Source organism: Methylobacterium sp. 17Sr1-1 (assembly GCF_003173775.1).
Classification (GTDB): Bacteria; Pseudomonadota; Alphaproteobacteria; order Rhizobiales; family Beijerinckiaceae; genus Methylobacterium.
The window spans coordinates 3,761,673-3,782,403 of sequence record NZ_CP029552.1 but is presented as its reverse complement, the minus strand read 5'-3'; the positions used below and the strand labels follow the sequence as shown (position 1 = coordinate 3,782,403).

16 protein-coding genes are annotated in these 20,731 nt (G+C 69.6%); 10 read left to right on the top strand and 6 right to left on the bottom strand.

Going from position 1 to position 20,731, the window contains the following annotated elements:
• Nucleotides 1–14 precede the first annotated feature (14 nt).
• The 6 genes from fdhD to DK412_RS16945 all read right to left on the bottom strand — a co-directional run bounded on the left by fdhD (nt 15) and on the right by DK412_RS16945 (nt 9,181).
• Complete coding sequence (fdhD, locus tag DK412_RS16970; protein WP_245447010.1) at nt 15–836, bottom strand: formate dehydrogenase accessory sulfurtransferase FdhD; 822 nt, start codon at nt 834–836, stop codon at nt 15–17.
• The gene (gene fdhF / locus DK412_RS16965) at nt 823–3,684 is read right to left on the bottom strand and encodes a formate dehydrogenase subunit alpha (RefSeq protein WP_109972898.1); all 2,862 of its coding nucleotides are present in this window, start codon (nt 3,682–3,684) and stop codon (nt 823–825) included. The genes fdhD and fdhF overlap by 14 nt, the downstream gene beginning before the upstream one ends.
• Before the next feature lie 11 nt (nt 3,685–3,695).
• Nucleotides 3,696–5,258: a formate dehydrogenase beta subunit gene (locus DK412_RS16960; RefSeq protein WP_109972897.1), complete on the bottom strand. Its 1,563-nt coding sequence runs from the start codon at nt 5,256–5,258 to the stop codon at nt 3,696–3,698.
• The gene (locus tag DK412_RS16955) at nt 5,255–5,752 is read right to left on the bottom strand and encodes a formate dehydrogenase subunit gamma (protein ID WP_109972896.1); all 498 of its coding nucleotides are present in this window, start codon (nt 5,750–5,752) and stop codon (nt 5,255–5,257) included. Before DK412_RS16955 ends, DK412_RS16960 begins: the two co-directional genes overlap by 4 nt.
• Before the next feature lie 685 nt (nt 5,753–6,437).
• Complete coding sequence (locus DK412_RS16950) at nt 6,438–8,129, bottom strand: HAMP domain-containing methyl-accepting chemotaxis protein (protein WP_109975323.1); 1,692 nt, start codon at nt 8,127–8,129, stop codon at nt 6,438–6,440.
• A gap of 143 nt (nt 8,130–8,272) precedes the next feature.
• The gene (locus DK412_RS16945; protein ID WP_109972895.1) at nt 8,273–9,181 is read right to left on the bottom strand and encodes a LysR family transcriptional regulator; all 909 of its coding nucleotides are present in this window, start codon (nt 9,179–9,181) and stop codon (nt 8,273–8,275) included.
• A gap of 306 nt (nt 9,182–9,487) precedes the next feature.
• Here DK412_RS16945 and coxB point away from each other — a divergent pair, with 306 nt between their 5' ends.
• The 10 genes from coxB to DK412_RS16900 all read left to right on the top strand — a co-directional run bounded on the left by coxB (nt 9,488) and on the right by DK412_RS16900 (nt 20,512).
• Entirely contained in the window at nt 9,488–10,354 is an 867-nt protein-coding gene (gene coxB / locus DK412_RS16940) for a cytochrome c oxidase subunit II (protein ID WP_109975322.1), read from the top strand.
• Between the two features lie 106 nt (nt 10,355–10,460).
• Nucleotides 10,461–12,089 (top strand): cytochrome c oxidase subunit I, encoded by a 1,629-nt coding sequence (gene ctaD, locus DK412_RS16935; RefSeq protein ID WP_109972894.1) that lies wholly within the window; start codon nt 10,461–10,463, stop codon nt 12,087–12,089.
• A gap of 202 nt (nt 12,090–12,291) precedes the next feature.
• Nucleotides 12,292–13,242, top strand: coding sequence for a heme o synthase (locus DK412_RS16930; RefSeq protein ID WP_109972893.1), 951 nt, complete (start codon nt 12,292–12,294; stop codon nt 13,240–13,242).
• A 36-nt stretch (nt 13,243–13,278) separates the two neighbouring features.
• The gene (locus tag DK412_RS30665; RefSeq protein WP_165084845.1) at nt 13,279–13,425 is read left to right on the top strand and encodes a hypothetical protein; all 147 of its coding nucleotides are present in this window, start codon (nt 13,279–13,281) and stop codon (nt 13,423–13,425) included.
• Between the two features lie 20 nt (nt 13,426–13,445).
• Nucleotides 13,446–14,051 (top strand): cytochrome c oxidase assembly protein, encoded by a 606-nt coding sequence (locus DK412_RS16925; RefSeq protein WP_109972892.1) that lies wholly within the window; start codon nt 13,446–13,448, stop codon nt 14,049–14,051.
• Between the two features lie 175 nt (nt 14,052–14,226).
• A complete protein-coding gene (locus DK412_RS16920; protein WP_109972891.1) occupies nt 14,227–15,087 on the top strand; it encodes a cytochrome c oxidase subunit 3 in 861 nt (286 codons plus the stop codon).
• Between the two features lie 109 nt (nt 15,088–15,196).
• Nucleotides 15,197–15,565 (top strand): DUF983 domain-containing protein, encoded by a 369-nt coding sequence (locus DK412_RS16915; protein ID WP_109972890.1) that lies wholly within the window; start codon nt 15,197–15,199, stop codon nt 15,563–15,565.
• Complete coding sequence (locus tag DK412_RS16910; protein WP_109972889.1) at nt 15,562–16,365, top strand: SURF1 family protein; 804 nt, start codon at nt 15,562–15,564, stop codon at nt 16,363–16,365. The genes DK412_RS16915 and DK412_RS16910 overlap by 4 nt, the downstream gene beginning before the upstream one ends.
• Nucleotides 16,366–16,458: 93 nt before the next feature.
• Nucleotides 16,459–19,455, top strand: a complete 2,997-nt coding sequence (locus DK412_RS16905; protein WP_109972888.1) for a transglycosylase domain-containing protein — start codon at nt 16,459–16,461, stop codon at nt 19,453–19,455.
• A 64-nt stretch (nt 19,456–19,519) separates the two neighbouring features.
• Nucleotides 19,520–20,512 (top strand): hypothetical protein, encoded by a 993-nt coding sequence (locus DK412_RS16900; RefSeq protein ID WP_245447769.1) that lies wholly within the window; start codon nt 19,520–19,522, stop codon nt 20,510–20,512.
• Nucleotides 20,513–20,731: the final 219 nt, after the last annotated feature.

Sequence of the window (20,731 nt, the reverse complement as noted above, 5' to 3'; positions counted from 1 at the left end):
ACTCTTGGCGAGACTCACGGGACGGTCAGGCGCTCGGGCGCGGTGAACAGGGTGACGGTGTCGTGGCGGGCGATCGCCGCCAGGGTCAGGCCGTGCAGGGCGGCGCGCTCGACGGCAAGCGAGGTCGGGGCCGAGATCGCCACTAGGATCGCCGCGCCGAAGCTCGCCGCCTTCTCGACCATCTCGAATGAGCAGCGGCTGGTGATGACGATGAAGCCGTCCGCAGGCGCAGTGCCGGCCCGCAGGAGCGCGCCGATCAGCTTGTCGAGGGCGTTGTGGCGGCCGACATCCTCGCGCACGGCCAGCACTTCGCCGTCGCGGGTCGCCCAGGCGGCGGCGTGGACCGCCCTCGTCTCGCGGCCGAGCACCTGGAGGTCGTCGAGGTCCTGCAACGCCCGCTCGACCGCCGAGAGGGACACCGTGACATCCTCCGCCGCGCGCCGCTCGGCCCGGGGGATGTCCTTCAGGTCGTCGATGCCGCAGACGCCGCAGCCGGTGCGGCCCGACAGCGCCCGCTTGCGGGCGAGGTGCTCGCGCAGGCGCCCCGGCGCGAGGTCGACGACGAGGCGCAGGCCCCCCTCGCCGTCCTCGACCACGGCGCCGCGGATCTCGTCGGCACCGGCGACGATCCCTTCCGTCAGGCTGAAGCCGTAGGCGAAATCTTCCAGGTCGGCCGGCGTCGTCATCATGACGGCGTAGGGCACGTCGCCGTAGATCACGTTCACCGGCATCTCGACGGCGAGCGGGCGCGTCCCGTCCCGCTCCTCGCCGCGCCCATAGGCGACGACGCGGGTCGGGACGGAAGAACTAGTCGCGACGCCGCTACTCGGCGGCATCGAGGCTCTGTGCGATGCGGGTGAGGGAGATGTCTTCCTCATAGAACCGGGCCTGCCAATCGGAGGGCCGGTTGGTACGCCGAACCTGCACCGCCGTCACCTTGTACTCGGGGCAGTTCGTCGCCCAGTCCGAGTAGTCGGTGGTGATGACGTTGGCGCCGGTCTTGGCGTGGTGGAAGGTGGTGTAGACCACGCCGGGCTGCATCCGCTCGGTGACCCGGACCTTGAGGGCGATGTCGCCCGACCGGCTCTCCAGGCTGACGAGGTCGCCGTCGACGATGCCGCGGCTCTCGGCGTCGAAGGGATGGATTTCCAGCACGTCCTCGGGGTGCCACAGGGAGTTGGCGGTGCGCCGCGTCTGCGCCCCGACATTGTACTGCGACAGGATCCGCCCGGTGGTCAGGATCAACGGGAACTTCCGCGTGGTGCGCTCGTCGGAGGCGACGAACTCGGTCAGCATGAACCGGCCCAGCCCCCGCACGAAGCGGTCGACATGCATCATCGGCGTGCCCTGCGGCGCCTTGTCGTTGCAGGGCCACTGGACCGAGCCGAGTTCCTCCAGCTTGGCGTAGGAGACGCCGGCGAAGCTCGGGGTGAGGGCCGCGATCTCGTCCATGATCTCGGACGGGTGCGTGTAGCTCATCGGGTAGCCCAGCGCGTTCGAGAGCAGCATCGTGCCCTCCCAGTCGCCGTAGCCGCCCATCGGCGCCATCACCTGGCGCACCCGGCTGATCCGCCGCTCGGCATTGGTGAAGGTGCCGTCCTTCTCCAGGAACGAGGCGCCCGGCAGGAAGACGTGGGCGTATTTCGCGGTCTCGTTGAGGAAGAGGTCCTGGACGACGATGCATTCCATCGCCCTCAATCCGGCCGTGACGTGGTGCGTGTCGGGGTCGGACTGGGCGATGTCCTCGCCCTGGATGTAGAGCCCCTTGAACGTGCCGGCGACGGCCTCGTCGAGCATGTTGGTGATGCGCAAGCCGGGATCGGGCGAGAGCTGCGCCCCCCACAGGGCCTCGAAGGTCTCGCGGGTGGCGTCGTCCGAGACGTGGCGGTACCCGGTCAGCTCGTGCGGGAACGAGCCCATGTCGCAGGAGCCCTGGACGTTGTTCTGGCCCCGCAGCGGGTTCACGCCGGCGCCCGGCTTGCCGATATTGCCGGTGGCCATGGCGAGGTTCGCCATGCCCATCACCATGGTCGAGCCCTGGCTGTGCTCGGTGACGCCGAGCCCGTAATAGATCGCCGCCGCGCCGCCCTTGGCGTAGAGCCGCGCCGCCGCCCGCACCTCGACCGGGTCGCACCCTGTCAGGTCCTGCACCGCCTCCGGGGCGTGGCGCTCGTCGGCGATGAAGCGGGCCCAGATCTCGAAATCCTTGAGGTCGCAGCGGGCGCGGACGTAAGATTCGTCCACCAGCCCCTCGGTCACGACGACGTGGGCGAGCGCGTTGACGATCGCCACGTTGGCGCCGGGCTTGACCGGAAGGTGATGCGCCGCCCGGATGTGGGGCGACTTCACGAGGTCGATCCGGCGCGGATCGATCACGATCAGCTTGGCGCCCTGGCGCAGGCGCTTCTTCATCCGCGAGCCGAAGACCGGGTGGCCGTCGGTCGGGTTGGCCCCGATCACCAGGATCACGTCGGATTGCTCGACCGACTTGAAGTCCTGGGTGCCGGCCGAGGTGCCGAGCGTCGACATCAGGCCGTAGCCGGTGGGCGAGTGGCAGACCCGGGCGCAGGTATCGACGTTGTTGTTGCCGAAGCCGGCCCGCACCAGCTTCTGGACGAGGTAGGCCTCCTCGTTGGTGCAGCGCGACGACGTGATGCCGCCGATCGAATCGCGCCCGTACTGGGCCTGGATGCGCTTGAAGGCGGAGGCTGCGTGGGAGATCGCCTCCTCCCACGTCACCTCGCGCCAGGGATCGGTGATACGCTCCCGCACCATCGGGGTGGTGATGCGGTCCTTATGGGTGGCGTAGCCGTAGGCGAAGCGGCCCTTGACGCAGGAATGGCCTTCGTTGGCCTTGCCGTCCTTGTAGGGCACCATGCGGACGATCCGGTCGCCCTGCATCTCGGCCTTGAACGAGCAGCCGACGCCGCAATAGGCGCAGGTCGTCACCTTGGAATGCTCGGGCTGCCCCATGGCGATGACGGACTTCTCCTGAAGGGTCGCCGTTGGGCAGGCCTGCACGCAGGCGCCGCAGGAGACGCACTCCGAATTGAAGAAATCGGTCGGCCCGGCCGCCACCCGCGAGTCGAAGCCGCGGCCGGCGATGGTCAGCGCGAAAGTGCCCTGCACCTCCTCGCAGGCCCGGACGCAGCGGTTGCAGACGATGCACTTCGACGGGTCGTAGGCGAAGTACGGGTTCGACTCGTCCTTCGGGAGATACAGTTCGGAATTCTTCGAGACGTGGTTGGCGCCGTCATAGCCGTAGCGCACCTCGCGCAGGCCCACCGTGCCGGCCTGGGTCTGCAGCTCGCAATCGCCGTTGGCCGAGCAGGTCAGGCAGTCGAGGGGGTGATCGGAGATGTAGAGCTCCATCACGCCTTTGCGCAGGCGCGCGAGCTTGTCCGACTGCGTGTGCACCACCATGCCGGCCTCGGCCGGGGTGGTGCAGGAGGCCGGCGTCCCGCGCCGCCCGTCGATCTCGACGAGGCAGAGGCGGCAGGAGCCGAAGGGCTCGAGCGAATCGGTGGCGCAGAGCTTCGGGATCTGGGTGCCGGCGTGCATCGCCGCCGCCATCACGGAGGTGCCGGCGGGCACCGTGACGCTCTGGCCGTCGATCGTCAGCGTCACGGTCTGGTCCGAGACGCGGATCGGGGTGCCGTAGTCGATTTCCTTGATGAGGGCCATCGGACGCGTCCTCACTCGGCGGCCAGCGGCAGACGGGCGCCGCGGCCGGAAAAATCTTCCGGGAAATGGGTGAGCGCGCTCATCACCGGCACGGGCGTCAGCCCGCCCATGGCGCAGAGCGAGCCGTCGGTCATGACCTCGCAGAGGTCGGTGACGAGGGCGAGGTTTTCGCGGGGCGACTCGCCGGCGATCACCTTGTCGATCGTCTCCAGGCCGCGCACGGCGCCGATCCGGCAGGGCGTGCACTTGCCGCACGACTCCGCGGCGCAGAACTCGAAGGCGAAGCGGGCCTGGCGGGCGAGATCGACGGTGTCGTCGAACACCACGATGCCGCCGTGGCCGAGCAGGCCCTTCTTGGCCGCGAAGGCCTCGTAATCGAGGGGCGTGTCGAACAGGCTCTCGGGGAAGTAGGCGCCGAGCGGCCCGCCGACCTGCACCGCCCGCACCGGCCGGCCGGAGGCGGTGCCGCCGCCGAACTCCTCGATGACCTGGCGGAGCGTCAGCCCGAAGGCGGTCTCGATCAGGCCGCCGCGCTTGACGTTGCCGGCGAGCTGGATCGGCAGGGTTCCGAGGGAGCGGCCCATGCCGTAGGCGGCGTAGGCCGGTCCCCCATGCTCCAGGATCCACGGGACGGCGGCGAAGGAGAGCACGTTGTTGACGAGCGTCGGCCGGCCGAACAGGCCTTTCAAGGCCGGGATCGGGGGCTTCGCCCGCACGATGCCGCGCTTGCCCTCCAGGCTCTCGAGCAGCGAGGTCTCCTCGCCGCAGATATAGGCGCCGGCGCCCAGGCGCGCCTCGAGGTGGAAGGCGCGTCCAGAGCCCATCACGTTCGCGCCGAGGAAGCCGGCCCGCTCCGCGGCTTCGATCGCGGTCTCCAGCGCCGCGAAGGCGTGGGGGTATTCGGAGCGGCAGTAGATGTAGCCCCGCGTCGCCCCGACCGCGACAGCCGCGATGGTCATGCCCTCGATCAGCGTGAGGGGATCGCCCTCCATCAGCATCCGGTCGGCGAAGGTGCCGGAATCGCCCTCGTCGGCGTTGCAGACCACGTATTTCTGCTCCGCCTCGGCCAGCATCACCGTGTGCCACTTGATGCCGGTCGGAAAGCCGGCGCCGCCGCGGCCGCGCAACCCCGAGGCCTTCACCGCCTCGACGGTGCCGGCGGGCCCGGCCGCCAGGGCGGACTCCAGCCCGCGATAGCCGCCATGGGCCCGGTAATCCTCGACCGAGGCGGGATCGACGATGCCGCAGCGGCAGAAGGTCAGGCGCTGCTGGCGCGCGAGATAGGGATGGTCCTCCGGCCGGCCGATGCGGAGCGGGTGGGCGCCGCCCTCGGTGAGCCCGGCATCGAGCAGCGCCTCGACGTCGCCCGGCCCCACCGGCCCGTAGGCGATGCGCCCGTCCGGCGTCGCGACCTCCAGCAGCGGCTCCAGCCACAGCATGCCGCGCGAGCCGGTGCGGACCAGGGTGATGTCGAGGCCGCGCGCTTCGGCTGCGCGGGCGAGCGCCTTGGCGACCCGATCCGCACCCAGCGCGAGGCTGGCGGCGTCCTTCGGCAGGTAGAGTGTGATGCTCACGCGGCCCGCTCCGTCAGCGCATCCGCCAGGGTGTCGAGATCGAGGCGGCCGACCGGCTCGCCGTCGACAAGCGCCGCCGGGCCGCAGGCGCAGAGCCCGAGGCAGAAGACCGGCTCCACCGTCACCCGCCCGTCCCGGGTGGTGCCGTGCCAGGCGACGTCGTAGCGGGCCAGCACGTCCTCGTGCAGGGCGTCGGCGCCCATCGCCTGGCAGGCCTCGGCCCGGCACAGCTTCACGGTGTGGCGGCCCGCCGGCTCACTGCGAAAATCGTGGTAGAAGGTGAGGCAGCCGTGAACTTCCGCCCGCGACAGGTTCAGCGCCTCGGCGATCAGCGGCACGGCCTCCCGATCGACGTAGCCGAAGGTGTCTTGCAGCGCATGCAGGATCGGCAGCGTCGCGCCCTCGCGATGGGCGTGGGACGCGACGATCGCGGCCGCCCGGTCGGCGTCCCAGGGCTCGCGGCCCGCTCCGCGGCCAAGGTCGTGGCTCGGCATGGTTTCCAGCCCAGATCGTTATCGTTCTAGGCTGGAGCGTGGGCGGCCCGGGCCGCCGGATCAACCGGGCGGTTCCGGTGAGGCAACAAGGAATTTTTGTTGAACTGACTTTCCACGAGGGAGAAAGCACGAACGACCGTGGAGTCTGCGACGAAAGTTCAGGGTCGGGATCCGACCGTCGAGCGGTGCGCGCGGATCGCGGCGGTGGCGTTCACCTCATGGCCTCGAGGCGCTACCGGTCGACCGCGCCGAGATGGTGCGATGCAACGCGATATCGGTCGAGGCTACGATGTCTCCGGCTAACGCATCCATTCGGGCCGATCGACCAACTCGGGTCCCGTGACATCCTCGATGTCATCCTGGGGCCGTGCAGAGGAACACGGGATGACCGTGTTGACGGCGATCCGGTCGCGACGTCTCGGAGGCTTGGTCAATCCCAGCGGGGCGAGGGGCAAGGACGCTCTCTGGTCCCGCCCTCGACCTCATCCTGAGGTGTCAGTCGATCTGAAATCGACTGACCTCAAGGGAGGCCTCCAGCGGATCGCGGAGGTTTCTGGAAGCCTCTTTCGGGGCTGCTGCGAGGAGCAGCACCTCAGGACGAGGTCGTGGGTGGGATTGGAGGAGAGTCCTCAGGACCCTCCTCGCGTCTCCGGCACCCTCGCCAGCCGGCGGCACGACCACCGCCTCACGCCGCCCTGACCGTCGCCAGGAACCGTTGCACCTCGGCAGCGAGGTGCTCGGACTGGCGCGACAGCTCGACGGAGGAGGTCAGCACCTGGCCCGCCGCGGCGCCGGTCTCCTCGGAGGCCTGGGCGACCCCGGCGATGGTGTGGGTGACCTCGCCAGCACCGGCCGCCGCCTGGTTGACGTTGCGCACGATCTCCTGCGTCGCGGCGCCCTGCTCCTCCACCGCCGCGGCGATCGAGGCCGCCACGGTGTTGATCTCGCGGATCCGCCCGGTGATGCCGCCGATCGCGGCCGCCGCCTGGTCGGTCACGCCTTGGACCTCCCCGATCTGGCGCGCGATCTCCTCCGTGGCGCGGCCGGTCTGGTTGGCGAGTTCCTTGACCTCGGCCGCGACGACCGCGAACCCGCGCCCTGCCTCGCCAGCGCGCGCCGCCTCGATCGTGGCGTTCAAGGCCAGCAGGTTGGTCTGGCTGGCGATCGAGGAGATCAACCCGACCATGTCGCCGATCCGGCCCGAGGTCTGGCGCAGGGCCTGGACCAGCTGGCCGGTCTGGTCGGCCTCCGTCACGGCGGCCTGGGCGAGCTGGGCCGAGCCCGAGACTTGGCGGCCGATCTCCTGCACCGAGGCGCCGAGTTCTTCCGCAGCGGCCGCCACTGTGTTGACGTTGGCGCTCGCCTCCTCGGCGGCGGCGGCCACGGTGGTCGACTGGCTCGCGGTCTCGGTGGCGGTCGCGGTCATCTGCTGGGCGGTCGCCTGGAGCTCTGTCGCCGAGTCCGAGACCTGCCGGACGATGCCGCCGACGGCGTGCTCGAAGCCGTTCGCGAGGTCCAGCATCGCCTGCTGGCGCGCCGTTGCGGCGGCCTCGTCGGCGCGCCGGCGGATCTCCGCCTCCTCGGCGGCCTTGCGGGCGACCATCGCCTTGATGCCCTCGACCGCCCGGGCAACCGCCCCGACCTCGTCGCGGCGCGCGGCCTCCCGGATGCTCGCGTCCACGTCGCCCCGCGCCATGCGGTCGAGCACCCCGACGAGGCTCTTGAGCGGCCGGGTGATGCCGAGGATCGCCACGGTCGCGGCGGCGGCGAGGCCGAGGAAGATCGCGGCGGCGCTCGCGGCGATCAGGGCCTGGCGCGTCGCCTCGGTCTCGCCGTGGAGACGGGCGGCACCGGAATCGAGGTAGCGCTCGAGATCGGCGGCGAGGCCGTTGCCCGCGTCGATCATGGCGGTGAAGGTCGGGTCGAGCGCGTTGTGGACGAGCGTGAGCGCCTCGGCATTGTGGTTCGCCCGCCCGAGGCGGCGCACTTCGGTCACGTTCCGCACGAAGGTCTCGACCCGGGCCGCCTGTGCGTCGACCAGTTCCCTGAAGGCTGGCGCCTGGACGCGCAGGGCGTCGATCGATTTCGCGACGGTGGGCACCGCGGCGTCGAAGCCGGCATTGGCCGCATCCATCTGCGCGTTGTCGGTCTCGGCGATCAACCGGTAGACCCAGTAGTTCAGCTCGAAGATCGCGCGGTTGAGCCGGCGGGCATTCGTCGCCGCCTTGCCTTCGCGCAGCACGAAGGTGCCGTAGGTGGCGTCGATGGTCGCCATTCGCGATTGCGCGAACCAGACGCTGCCCGCGGTGATCGCACCGATCACCAGCACGATGCTGATGATCTTTGACAGAATTCCTATATTTGACAGCTTCAGCATGGCGTTCACCGGCTGCACATCGTGGGTGCAGGGAACTCCACTCCATAGACATTAAACATGCATTTAGCCGGCAAGTTTAACGGGTGAAACGTACGAGGGCCGAAAGACCCTGCGGCAGTCACCCGGTGTTCGCGCGGCCCTGCTCAGAGCGCCGCCACCTCCGCCGCGAGGCCCGGCGCGATCGCCCGTGCCTCGGCCAGGAAGGCGGCGACGAGGGGGGTCATGGGATCGCGCTCAGGGACCACGAGGCCGATCGTGTGGCTGACATCCGGCTCGGTGATCGGCACCGCCCGCACCCGCTCGGTGAGGCGGAAGGTCTCGGCGAGCGCCGCCGGCATGATGCTCGCCCACTTGGCGGTGCGCACGTGGGTGACGAGCACGATCATCGAGTTCGACTCGAGAAGGGGCGCCGGCTCGGCCCCGGCGGCGCGCAGGTGCCGGTCGATGATGCGGCGGTTCTGCATCGCCGGGGTCAGGAGGCAGAGCGGGATGCGGCCGACCTCGGCCCAGGTCACGCTCGCGCGTGCGCCGTAGATCCCGTCGGCGGCGGTGAGCAGGCGGTAATGCTCGCGGTAGAGCGGCAGGGCCGTGACGCGCCCCAGCGGCTCGTCCTCGATGTAGGTCAGCCCCGCATCGAGTTCGAGATTGGCGATCTGCCGGGTGATCTCGTGCGAGGTTGCCGATTGCACCGAGAAGCGCACCGCCGGGTGGCGGGCGCGGAACGGGGTGGTGAGTGCGGCGACCATCGGGGTCGCGGTCGGCACCGCCGCCATCCGGAGCGTGCCCGACAGGCCCCGGCGCAGGGCCGCCACCTCCTGGCGCATCGCCCGGGCGTCGCCGACGATGCGCCGCGCCCAGTCGAGCACCCGCTCGCCCTCCGGGGTGAAGCCCTGGAAACGCGAGCCGCGTTGCACCAGGAGCACACCCAGGCGCTCCTCGAGCTGCTTGACGCCGGCCGACAGGGTCTGCTGCGACACCCCGCACGCCTGGGCGGCGCGGCCGAAATGCTGCTCCTGGGCGAGCGCCAGGATGAACTCGAGACGATCGATCATCGAAGGGTGGAGGCCAGGTCCGGCGTGTCGCGATAGCCCCGAGCCGTCGCGCGCGCTTTTGCGGAATCATTCGAGCCTCACGACGAATGTCCAGTGCCCACAGGCGAATTCGGAACGCCGATGCGACGCCAACGCCGTTGCGCTTGCGGCGCCATTGTGGTGAGAGACGCCGACCGGGTCTCGGCCGGCTTCACGGCCGCAGGGCGGCGGGCCGACACCGTGAGGCCGAGATTGACGGCGCTCCCGCCGCGCGGGCAGCCGTTACCGGCAGACAGCCTGTTGGGGAGCATCGAGGGCACCATGGGGATGGCGAGGGCGCAAGGACGGCCGAAGGGCCGCGGATTCTGGGGACGCGCCGCGGCGCTGGCAGCGACCGGGATCCTCGGCACCGCCACGGCCGTGTCGGCGGCGGGCGTGGGCCAGCCGGTGCCGTGGCAGATGGACCTGCAGCGGCCGGTGACCGAGGTGGCGACGGAGATCTACAATTTCCACCATCTCCTGAACTGGATCATGCTCGTCATCGTCCTGTTCGTGCTCGGCCTGCTGATCGCGGTCGTGGTCAAGTTCAACGAGACCAAGAACCCGACCCCGTCGCGCACCACCCACAACACGATGCTGGAGGTCGCCTGGACGATCGTTCCGGTGCTGATCCTGGTGGCGATCGCGATTCCCTCGTTCCGGGTGCTGCGCACGCAGCTGTCGGATCCGAAGGCCGACCTGATGGTCAAGGTCATCGGCCACGCCTGGTACTGGTCCTACGAGTACCCGCAGGATGTCGGCGGCTTCAAGTTCGACGCCAACCTGCTCGAGGGCGAGGACCAGGTGAAGTCCGGCCAGCCCAAGCTGCTCGCCACCGACAACGAGATGGTGGTGCCGGTGAACAAGATCGTGAAGATCCAGGTCACCGCCGCCGACGTGATGCATTCCTGGGCGATGCCGTCCTTCGGCTTCAAGATCGACGCGATCCCGGGCCGCCTCAACCAGTTCTGGTTCAAGGCCGAGCGCGAGGGCACCTATCACGGCCAGTGCTCCGAGCTGTGCGGCCAGCGCCACGCCTACATGCCGATCACCGTGAAGGTGGTGAGCGAGCAGGCCTTCCAGGCCTGGACCGCCGAGGCCAAGACCAAGTTCGCCCGCACCGACGGCGGCGCCAAGTTCGCGGAAGCGCAATAAGGCCGTTCGCGGACGCCGACTGATTTCGTGACGCGGGGCGGCGCGACGGGCGCCCCCCGCCCCTTTCGACAGACCGACCGAGACATTCCTCGAAGAGGCTGACCCCATGGCTCAAGCCGTCACGGCAGGGCACGACCACGCCCACGACCACACCCCACCGTTCTTCACGCGCTGGTTCAACTCGACCAACCACAAGGACATCGGCACCCTCTACCTGCTGTTCGCCTTCTCGGCGGGCATCGTCGGCGCCTTCCTGTCCTTCGGCATCCGGATGGAGATGGAGGCCCCCGGCCTGCAGTACTTCTCCAATCCGCAGACCTACAACGTGTTCGTGACCGGGCACGGCCTCATCATGGTGTTCTTCATGGTGATGCCGGCCCTCATCGGCGGGTTCGGCAACTGGTTCGTGCCGCTGATGATCGGCGCGCCGGACATGGCGTTCCCGCGCATGAACAACATCTCGTTCTGGCTGACGGTCGCGGGCTTCATGAGCCTCGTCTGCTCGCTGTTCGTCGAGGGCGCGCCCGGCGCGGTCGGCGCCGGCACCGGCTGGACCGTCTACCCGCCGCTCTCCACCGCCGGCCATCCCGGCCCGGCCGTCGACTTCGCGATCTTCGCCCTGCACCTGTCGGGCGCGGGCTCGATCCTCGGCGCCATCAACTTCATCACCACAATCCTGAACATGCGCGCGCCGGGCATGACCCTGCACAAGATGCCGCTGTTCGCCTGGTCGATGCTGGTGACCGCGTTCCTGCTGCTGCTGTCGCTCCCGGTTCTCGCCGGCGCGATCACGATGCTGCTCACCGACCGCAACTTCGGCACGACCTTCTTCGACCCGGCCGGCGGCGGCGACCCGATCCTGTACCAGCACCTGTTCTGGTTCTTCGGCCACCCCGAAGTCTACATCATGATCCTGCCGGCCTTCGGCATCGTCTCGCACATCATCTCGACCTTCTCCCGGAAGCCCGTGTTCGGCTACCTCGCGATGGCCTACGCGATGGTGGCGATCGGCGTCGTCGGCTTCGTGGTGTGGGCGCACCACATGTACACGGTCGGCCTGACGCTCCAGACCCAGTCCTACTTCGTATTCGCCACCATGGTGATCGCGGTTCCCACCGGCGTGAAGATCTTCTCCTGGATCGCCACGATGTGGGGCGGCTCGATCCGCTTCACCGCCGCCATGCACTGGGCCGTCGGCTTCGTGTTCCTGTTCACCGTCGGCGGCGTCACCGGCGTGATCCTGGCCAACGCCGCCGTCGACCGCTACCTGCACGACACCTACTACGTCGTCGCGCACTTCCACTACGTGCTGTCGCTCGGCGCGGTGTTCATCATCTTCGCCGGGGTCTACTACTGGTTCCCGAAGATGACCGGCCGCATCATCCCCGAGTGGGCCGGCAAGCTGCACTTCTGGCTCGCCTTCATCGGCGCCAACGTGCTGTTCTTCCCGATGCACTTCCTCGGCCTCGCCGGCATGCCGCGGCGCTATGCCGACTACCCGGAGGCCTTCGCGGGCTGGCACTGGGTGGCCACGATGGGCGGCCACATCTTCGCCCTCGGCATGGTCGTGTTCGTGATCGGCGTGGTGCTCGCCTTCCGCTCGAAGGAGCGGGCTGCGGACAACCCGTGGGGCGAGGGTGCCACCACCCTCGAGTGGACCCTGACCTCGCCCCCGCCCTTCCACCAGTACGAGACCCTGCCGGTGATCGTGGACGAGCCGTCCCACGCCCACTGACACGAAGGACGACGGTTCGCCGCGGAAAAACCGCGGCGGACCAACATAGCGCGGAGACTTCCCGGCCCGGCCGGCGCAAGTCTCCCGCGGGAGATCCGGGGACCGGCACGGTCCCGGCTCTTCCCCCGAGCGCCCGGAGGGGCGTTCCGGCGAGGAGCGCGACACCTTCACATCCCTTCCCACGATGGCCGCGACACCCAGCATGACCTCCCTGACGAACAGCGCGATCTCCGACCGTCCCTTCACCGAGGCGAGCAGCTCCGGCGGCGAGGTCGCGGATTACTTCGCGCTCCTGAAGCCCCGGGTGATGGCGCTGGTGATCTTCACCGCCCTCGTCGGGATGACGGTGACGCCGTCGCACGTGAACCCGGTGATCGGGGCGATCTCGCTCCTGATGATCGCGGTCGGGGCCGGCGCCTCGGGCTGCCTCAACATGTGGTGGGACGCCGACGTCGACGCGGTGATGACCCGCACCCGCACCCGGCCGATCCCGGCTGGGCGGATCCAGCCGGGCGAGGCGCTGTCCTTCGGTCTCACCCTCTCGGTCGGCTCGGTGCTGGTGCTCGGGCTCGCGGCGAACTGGCTGTCGGCGGGGCTGCTCGCCTTCACCATCGTGTTCTACGCTGTGATCTACTCGATGTGGCTGAAGCGCTCGACGGCGCAGAACATCGTGATCGGGGGTGCCGCGGGCGCCCTGCCGCCGATGATCGGCCAGGCGGTGGTCACCGGCTCGATCGGGATCGAGGGTACGGTCCTGTTCCTGATCATCTTCATCTGGACCCCGCCGCATTTCTGGGCGCTGGCGCTGGTCAAGGCCGGCGAGTACGCCCGGGCCGGCATCCCGATGATGCCGAACACCGCCGGGCCCGACTCGACCCGCCGCCAGATCCTCGCCTACTCGGTGCTGCTGGCCCCGCTCGGCCTCGCGCCGGTCTTCCTCGGCTTCGGCGGAATGATCTACGGCGTCGTCGGCCTGATCGGCGGCCTCGCCATGGTGGCGCTCAGCGTCCAGGTGCTGCGCCGGCGCGAGGGCGAGGCGGCCAACAAGGCGGCGATGAGCCTGTTCGGCTTCTCGATCCTCTACCTGTTCCTGCTCTTCTCCGCCCTGCTGGCGGAACAGGGCCTCGGGCTGTTCCGGCCGGTCTTCGGCTGAGCGCCCTCCCCTTCGGTCGACGCAGCGATGAGTGCGGTGCCCCAGCAACTGACCCCCGACGAGATCCAGCGCCGGCGCAAGCGCTCCATCGCGATCGCGATGGTGCTCGCCGCCCTGGTCCTGATCTTCTACGTGCTGACGATCGCCAAGCTCGGGCCCCAGGTCCTCAACCGGCCGCTGTGACGCGAAGAGGCGATGCCGCCATGACCGATGCGCGCAACCACCAGCAGAAGCGGGCCCGCAACACGGCGCTCGCCTGCCTCGGCATCGTGGTCGGGATGACGGCGCTCGCCTTCGCCTTCGTCCCGCTCTACGACCTGTTCTGCAAGGCGACCGGCTACGACGGCACGCCCTTGCGGGGCGCGGCCGCCGCCGGTCCGGCAAGGCAGAGCGACTCGCAGGACAGCATGCTGGTGCATTTCGACACCAACGTCGCGCCGGGTCTCCCCTGGCGCTTCGCGGCGGAGACTCCGCAGATCGAGGCGCAGCTGGGGGCCACCAAGACGGTGTTCTTCCGCGTCACCAACACCGGCAGCGTGCCGAGCACCGGCATCGCGACGTTCAACGTCCAGCCCGGGCTGACCGGCGGCTACTTCGTCAAGGTGCAGTGCTTCTGCTTCAACGAGCAGACGCTGCAGCCCGGCGAGACCATGGACTTCCCGGTGGTGTTCTACCTCGAGCCCGGCATCAAGGCCGATGCGAACACCCGCGACCTCACCGAGATGACCCTGTCCTACACCTACTTCGCGTCGAAGAACGGCCAGCCGCAGGCCGCCCTCGCGACGCCGGCGGGGACGAAGGCCAATTGACGGGATGGGCCAATTGACGAGGTGACAACCCCGCCGGGGCGGCATTAAAGCGTAGCCGCGAGCGCCGACGGCGAAGAAAGCCGGGGCGCCGGGAGCGAGCCGCCCCGCGTCAAACGAGATTCACGGCCGGCGCGGGGCGCGACCGGTCGCAAGAGCAGGCAGGAGACCCGACACGATGGCCGAGGCGCACGGGAAGCATCACGACTACCACCTCGTCAATCCGAGCCCGTGGCCGCTCGTCGGCTCGATGAGCGGCTTCACGATGACGACGGGCGCCGTCCTGTGGATGAAGAGCCTGACCATCGCGAATCTCGCGGTCGGTCCCTACGTGTTCTTCGCCGGCCTGATCGGCGTGCTCTACACCATGCTGAGCTGGTGGCGGGATGTCACGCACGAGGCCAATACCGGCGATCACACCCGCGTGGTGCAACTGTCGCACCGCTATGGCATGATCATGTTCATCGCCTCCGAGGTGATGTTCTTCGTCGCCTGGTTCTGGGCCTATTTCGAGGCCGCGCTCTATGCCGGCGACCCGATCCAGGCCTCGCGGGTGGACTTCACCGGGGGCATGTGGCCGCCGAAGGGCGTCGAGGCGTTCGACCCCTGGCACCTGCCGCTGCTCAACACCCTGATCCTGCTCACCTCGGGCACGACGATCACCTGGGCCCACCACGCCCTGCTGCACGGCGACCGCAAGGGCGTGAAGTACGGCCTGTGGCTGACCATCGCGCTGGGCGCGCTGTTCTCCTGCGTCCAGGCCTACGAGTACGGCCACGCCCATTTCGGCTTCTCGGGCAGCATCTACTCCGCCACCTTCTTCATGGCGACCGGCTTCCACGGCGCCCACGTGCTGATCGGCACGATCTTCCTGGCGGTCTGCCTGTACCGGATCTACCTCGGCCAGTTCACCCCCAAGCAGCACCTCGGCTTCGAGTTCGCTGCCTGGTACTGGCACTTCGTCGACGTGGTGTGGCTGTTCCTGTTCGCCGCCATCTACGTCTGGGGCTCGGGTGTCGGCCACGCCGCCGCGCATTGAGCCAGCACCTCACGCGCCAGGATCATGAGAGGGCGGCGAGAGCCGCCCTTTTCTTATGACGAGAAACCCCCAGATCGCGTTGGCACCCCCGCGTTCAGGAGTTGAGCCCATGGACGAGAACCGCACCGTCGATTCCCCGGCGACCGTGGGCCTGCGCGGCCGCTGCCCGCGCTGCGGCGAGGGGCACCTGTTCAAGGGCTTCCTCAGCTTCCGTCCCTCGTGCGAGGTCTGCGGGCTCGATTTCCGCTTCATCGATTCCGCCGACGGTCCGGCCTTCTTCGTGATGTCGATCGTCGGCATCGTGGTGGTGGCGCTGGCGATGTGGGTCGAGTTCGCCTACGAGCCGCCGATGTGGGTGCATGCCGCGCTCTGGGCGCCGCTCTCGATCGTCTTGAGCCTGCTCCTGGTCCGGCCGCTCAAGGGCATGATGGCGGCGCTGCAATATTCGAACAAGGCGGCGCAGGGGCGCTTCCGGTGACGGCGCCGGCCGGCTCCGCGGAGCGGCGCGCGGCCCTGCGCGATCTCGTCGTCCCCGCCCTCGCGAGCCTGGTCTGTCTGGCGATCCTGATCGGCCTCGGGGTCTGGCAACTCGAGCGCAAGGCCTGGAAGGAGGCGCTGATCGACCGGATCGTCGCCCGCTCGCGCATCGAGCCGCCAGCGCCGCTGCCGGCCTTCGAGGGCTTCGATCCCGCCCGTGACGAGTTCGAGCGGGTGCGCGCCACCGGCCGCTTCCTGCAGGACAAGGAGACGCTGGTCCACGGGCTGGCGCCGGGCGACACGCCGGGCCGGGCGCTCCAGGGCTACTACGTCGTGACCCCCTTGGCGCTCGACGACGGCCGGACCGTGCTGGTCAACCGCGGCTTCGTGCCGACCGAACTCAAGGATCCGGCCCGCCGCGCTGCCGGACGGGTCGAGGGGGAGACCACCGTCACCGGCATGCTGCGCCAGAGCGAGGCGCGGGCGATGTTCGTGCCGGCGCCGAACCCGCAGACCGGCGAGTGGTTCAACCGCGACGTACCCGGCATCGCGGCGGCCAAGGGCTTGTCGGGCGTCGCTCCCTACCTGATCGAGGCCGACGCCACGCCCGTTCCCGGCGGCTGGCCGAAGGGCGGGCAGCTGCGGGTCGACCTGCCGAACAACCACCTGCAATACGCCTTCACGTGGTTCGGCCTCGCGCTCTGCCTTGTCGGGGTGTTCACGGCCTTCGCCCTGCGGCGCCTGCGGGACGAGGCCGTGGACCCTGCCGCTCCGTCACCGGCCTCCCCGCCGCGTCCTTAAAACAGCCGCGTTGTCGATGTCGGGTCCGTCCATGTCCGGTTCAGGCCGCCGGGCGCCTCCTGCCGCAGGCCTCGTCCCGGCCCCTGGTCATCGATGAACGCGATCCTCATCAAGCTGTTTGCCACGGCCCTGACGCTGAGCCAGGTCACCACCCGTCCCGACGCGATCCGGACCCAGTTCGATCCGGGCAAGGACGGCCCGGCGGTGGTACAGCTCCTGCGCGACGGCTGCGCCCACATGCGCAAGGCCTTCGACATCGAGGACATCAACCTCGACGACCTGATCTCGACCGCGATGGAGGATCCGAAGGCGGTCGCGGGCGAGTCGAAGCTGCTGCACGGCCTCGACATCGGCGAGCTGAACACAAGCTACAAGCAATTCTGCAAGGGCGAGAACCCGGCGAACTCGCCCTTCGAGGCGCGGGCCGTGATCGAGTTCTACAACAAGGCGGTCACCGACCTGCCGGACGCCAATTCTCTCAAGACCCTGCGGCTGCCGGGCGCGACCACGATCCTCGACGGGCGGGGCCAGCGCTTCTCCGAGACCTTCGAGCCCAACGGCCGGCGGGTCGCGGTGCCGATCGGCGAGATCCCGCCGCTCGTCCAGAAGGCGTTCATCGCGGCGGAGGACAAGCGCTTTCTCACCCATCGCGGCATCGACGAGCGCGGGGTGATCCGCGCCTTCATCGGCAACCTCGCCTCGCCGGGCCGGCCGCAGGGCGGCTCGACCATCACCCAGCAGGTCGTGAAGAACCTCTCGGTGGGCGACGACGTCACCTACGAGCGCAAGATCCGCGAGATGATCGTCGCGGCCCGGGCCGAGCGGGTGATGACGAAGCCCGAGATCCTCGGCCTCTACCTCAACGGGATCTATCTCGGCCGCGGCGCCTACGGCGTCGAGATGGCGGCGCGCAGCTATTTCGGGAAGTCGGTCAAGGATCTCAACGTCGCCGAGGCGGCTTTGCTCGGCGGCATGCCGAAGGGCCCGAACTTCTACAATCCCGACCGCTACCCCGACCGGGCGCGGGAGCGCCGCGCCTACGTGCTCACCCGCATGAAGGAGGAGGGCGCGATCACGGAAGCCGAGATGAACACGGCGCTCGCCGCACCCCTCGGCCTCGCGCCGCTGGAGCGGCTGCGCCAGGATGCCGGGTTCCACTTCGTCGACCACCTCGCCCGCGAGGCGCGTACGCTCGCCGGCCTCGATTCGCTGACGGCGGGCGCCTACACGGTGCGCTCGACCCTCAATGCCGGCCTCCAGGAGGCGACCGAGGGCATCCTCCAGGAGAGCCTGTCACGCTACGAGGCCGCGACCGGCCGCGCGCGTTACGAGGGACCGGAGGCGAACCTCGCGGATGCCGTGCGCCGCATCGAGTCCGCCGGAACCCCGCCGGCACCCGAGCCCGCTCCCGTTCCGACCCCTGAGCCGAAGGGGAAGAAGGGATCGAAGCAGGCCAAGGTCGTGAAACCCGCCGGGCCGAAGCCCGCCTGGCAGCGGGCGCTCGAGACCGCGCGCCTGCCGCTCTACGACGTGCACTGGCCGGCAGCCGTGGTGCTCTCGACCGGCGGCCAGGGCGGCGTGCGGGTGGGCCTCGCCGACGGGCGGGTCGCGAGCCTGAACCCGGGCGCGGCCCGCGGGCGGCTCTCGCCCTACGACGTGGTGCGGGTGAAGGTGTGGGAGGGCAAGGGCGCCCCGCGGGCGGATCTGCGCATCCGCCCGCAGGTCCAGGGCGCGGTCCTGGTGCTGGAGAACCGCACCGGGCGCATCCTCGCCATGGCGGGCGGCTTCTCCTATCCGTTGAGCCAGCTCAACCGGGTGACGCAGAGCGTGCGCCAACCCGGCTCGACCCTGAAGCCCCTCACCTACCTCGCCGCGCTCAATGCCGGCCTGCAGCCCAACACCCTGGTGATGGATGCCCGCGTGACCCTGCCGCCGATCGGCGGGGTGGGCGATTCGTGGTCGCCGAAGAACTACGAGGGCGGCGGCGGCTCCGGCCCCATCACCCTGCGCCGCGGCCTGGAGCACTCGAAGAACCTCGTCACCGCCCAGCTCCTGCGCGGCGGCATCGCCGAGAAGGCGCCGGCGAGCCTCCAGAAGGTCTGCGACATCGCGCTGGAAGCCCAGCTCTACGCGGAATGCGAGCGCTACTACCCCTTCGTGCTCGGCGCCCAGCCGGTGCGGATGATCGATCTCGCGACCTTCTACGCCGCCGTCGCCAACGAGGGCGAGCGCCCCTCGCCCTACGGCCTGGAGAGCGTGTCGCAGGGCGACAAGGTTCTCTTCCAGCACGCCGACCGGCCCCTCGCCCGCATCGGCTCGGCCGACCGGGTGGCGTTCTACCAGTTGAAGAGCCTGCTTCAGGGCGTGACCCAGCGCGGCACCGCCGCCGCGCTCGGCCGGTTCTCGCCATACGTCGCCGGCAAGACCGGCACCTCGGAGGACGAGAACGACGCCTGGTTTTCCGGCTTCACCAACGAGATCACCATCGTGGCCTGGGTCGGCTACGACAATGCCGACGGCAAGCGCCGCACCCTCGGCCGCGGCCAGACCGGCGGCCATCTCTCGGTGCCGATTTTTTCCCAGGTGCTCCAGGCCGCCTGGGCCAACGGGGTGGCGAAGTCCCCGCTTGCCGGCCCGAGCCCCGAGGCCAAGCGGCTGATCGCCGACGAGCCGATCGACCTGCGCTCCGGCAGCCGGGTCGCCGGCGGCGGCTTCATGGAGCATTTCCGCCTCACGGTGGACGGGCGCCTCGCCGAGACCCGCTTCAAGCTGGTGCCGCAGGAGCAGATCTACGCGATGCGGCCGGACAGCGAGCAGGACGGCGACGCGCTGGAGGGCGGTCTGCCGGGCGAGAACCCGGGGCGGATGCCCGACGAGGCGCCGGATGCCGACCGCTACGACCCGTTCGGCGCCCTGTTCGGCCGGCCCGAGCCGCGCCCCTATGCCCGCCGGGCCCAGCCGGTCCCCGCGCCCGAGCCGTACTGGCCGGGAGCGCGCAGCCGCTCGCCCTTCGGCGACGAGGACGAGGGCATCCGCCGACCGCGCCGGCGCGACCCCGACTACCCGTTCGGCGACGACCCGAATTACTGACCTCCAGACAGGACGATTTTCCGTGCGTGACAGCCTGACGGCGCACCCGCGCCTCTTTCCGCTCGTGCTCGCCGCTCTTCTCGCGGCCTCCCCCGCGCTCGCCGATTACCGCACCAAGGACGTGCCGGCGGTGACCGGCCTCGATCCGGCCGGCATCGCCCCCAACACGATCGCGTTCACCGATCACCGCGACAATCCGGCGAGCCCGGAGAGCGGCCTCGTGCCCTTCACCGAGTGGGGCAAGCGCAGCCCGGCGCAGAAGGCGCTGCTCGCCCCCCACCCGGCCTACGCCGAGCCGGACTACGTTCAGACGGTGAACGGCGTCGCCAAGCCCCGGCACGAGGCGCTGAAGGTCTACGTCGCCGAGGCGCGGTTCATCGTAGCCCGCAGCGCCGACCGCATCGACCTGAAGCGCTTCGCCACGATCCCGTTCCTGTCGCGGATGGACCCGGCGATCAAGCACAAGGCCTTGAGCCCCGCGGACGCCACCCCGACCAAGGACCCGGCCGCCGCCTTCGCCCGCCGGCCCGACCGGCCGTGGTGCGAGGCGCCCGACACCACCTGCATCGAGTCGCGCTACGACCTCGAGGGCAAGCTGCCGCTCGGGGTCAAGCTGGCGAACAAGCTCGAGGACGGGGGCAAGAAGATCGCCGAGTTCGTCTCGTTCCAGAGCGAATTGCGGGTGCTGCCGCCCGACGAGGCGGCCAAGCTCGTGCAGCTGACCAAGATCGAGGCGCCGGTGGCCGGCGCGATGGAGCAGAACATCTTCTGGGTCAACCAGATCCTGCGCTTCGGCAAGTTCCTGGCGGTGATGCAGCCGGTGGCGGCCGACCCGAACAAGACGGTGGTGACCGCCTACATGACGCTCGGCATCAAGGCCGACGTGCTCGACCGCAAGAAGGAGTACGAGCGGGTGCCGGTTTTGCGCAACCTGCTGCCGGCCCAGGTGCTGATGGGCAATTCCTCGTTCAACACCGGCACCTCGATCAGCGCCGGCCTGCCGACCTACGCCCGCAACCGCATCGCGGCCTTCGCGGATGCGCTGGCGAAGGAGTGATCGGCTTCGAACGTGGTCTCTGTCGTCGAAAATAGAGCGCGGGATCCCCTCTCCCGTTTGGGAGAGGGGTAGGGGCGATCGAAGATCGCGCAGGGTGGCTCGGCTTCAGTATAAAGCGCTGAGCGTCGAGCTGCGCAGCTCTGCGGTCAGTGCTCAATCCTGAAACCGAGCCACCCTCACCCCCGACCCCTCTCCCACACGGGAGAGGGGAGAAGCGCT

Bases quoted from the DNA above. Each gene is read 5' to 3' on its own strand.
- DK412_RS16925 (WP_109972892.1), top strand. From the start codon at position 13,446: ATGACCGATGCGCGCAACCACCAGCAGAAGCGGGCCCGCAACACGGCG.
- fdhD (WP_245447010.1), bottom strand. From the start codon at position 836: ATGCCGCCGAGTAGCGGCGTCGCGACTAGTTCTTCCGTCCCGACCCGC.
- fdhF (WP_109972898.1), bottom strand. From the start codon at position 3,684: ATGGCCCTCATCAAGGAAATCGACTACGGCACCCCGATCCGCGTCTCG.
- ctaD (WP_109972894.1), top strand. From the start codon at position 10,461: ATGGCTCAAGCCGTCACGGCAGGGCACGACCACGCCCACGACCACACC.
- DK412_RS16950 (WP_109975323.1), bottom strand. From the start codon at position 8,129: ATGCTGAAGCTGTCAAATATAGGAATTCTGTCAAAGATCATCAGCATC.
- DK412_RS16930 (WP_109972893.1), top strand. From the start codon at position 12,292: ATGACCTCCCTGACGAACAGCGCGATCTCCGACCGTCCCTTCACCGAG.
- DK412_RS16955 (WP_109972896.1), bottom strand. From the start codon at position 5,752: ATGCCGAGCCACGACCTTGGCCGCGGAGCGGGCCGCGAGCCCTGGGAC.
- coxB (WP_109975322.1), top strand. From the start codon at position 9,488: ATGGCGAGGGCGCAAGGACGGCCGAAGGGCCGCGGATTCTGGGGACGC.
- DK412_RS16905 (WP_109972888.1), top strand. From the start codon at position 16,459: ATGAACGCGATCCTCATCAAGCTGTTTGCCACGGCCCTGACGCTGAGC.
- DK412_RS16945 (WP_109972895.1), bottom strand. From the start codon at position 9,181: ATGATCGATCGTCTCGAGTTCATCCTGGCGCTCGCCCAGGAGCAGCAT.
- DK412_RS16920 (WP_109972891.1), top strand. From the start codon at position 14,227: ATGGCCGAGGCGCACGGGAAGCATCACGACTACCACCTCGTCAATCCG.
- DK412_RS16915 (WP_109972890.1), top strand. From the start codon at position 15,197: ATGGACGAGAACCGCACCGTCGATTCCCCGGCGACCGTGGGCCTGCGC.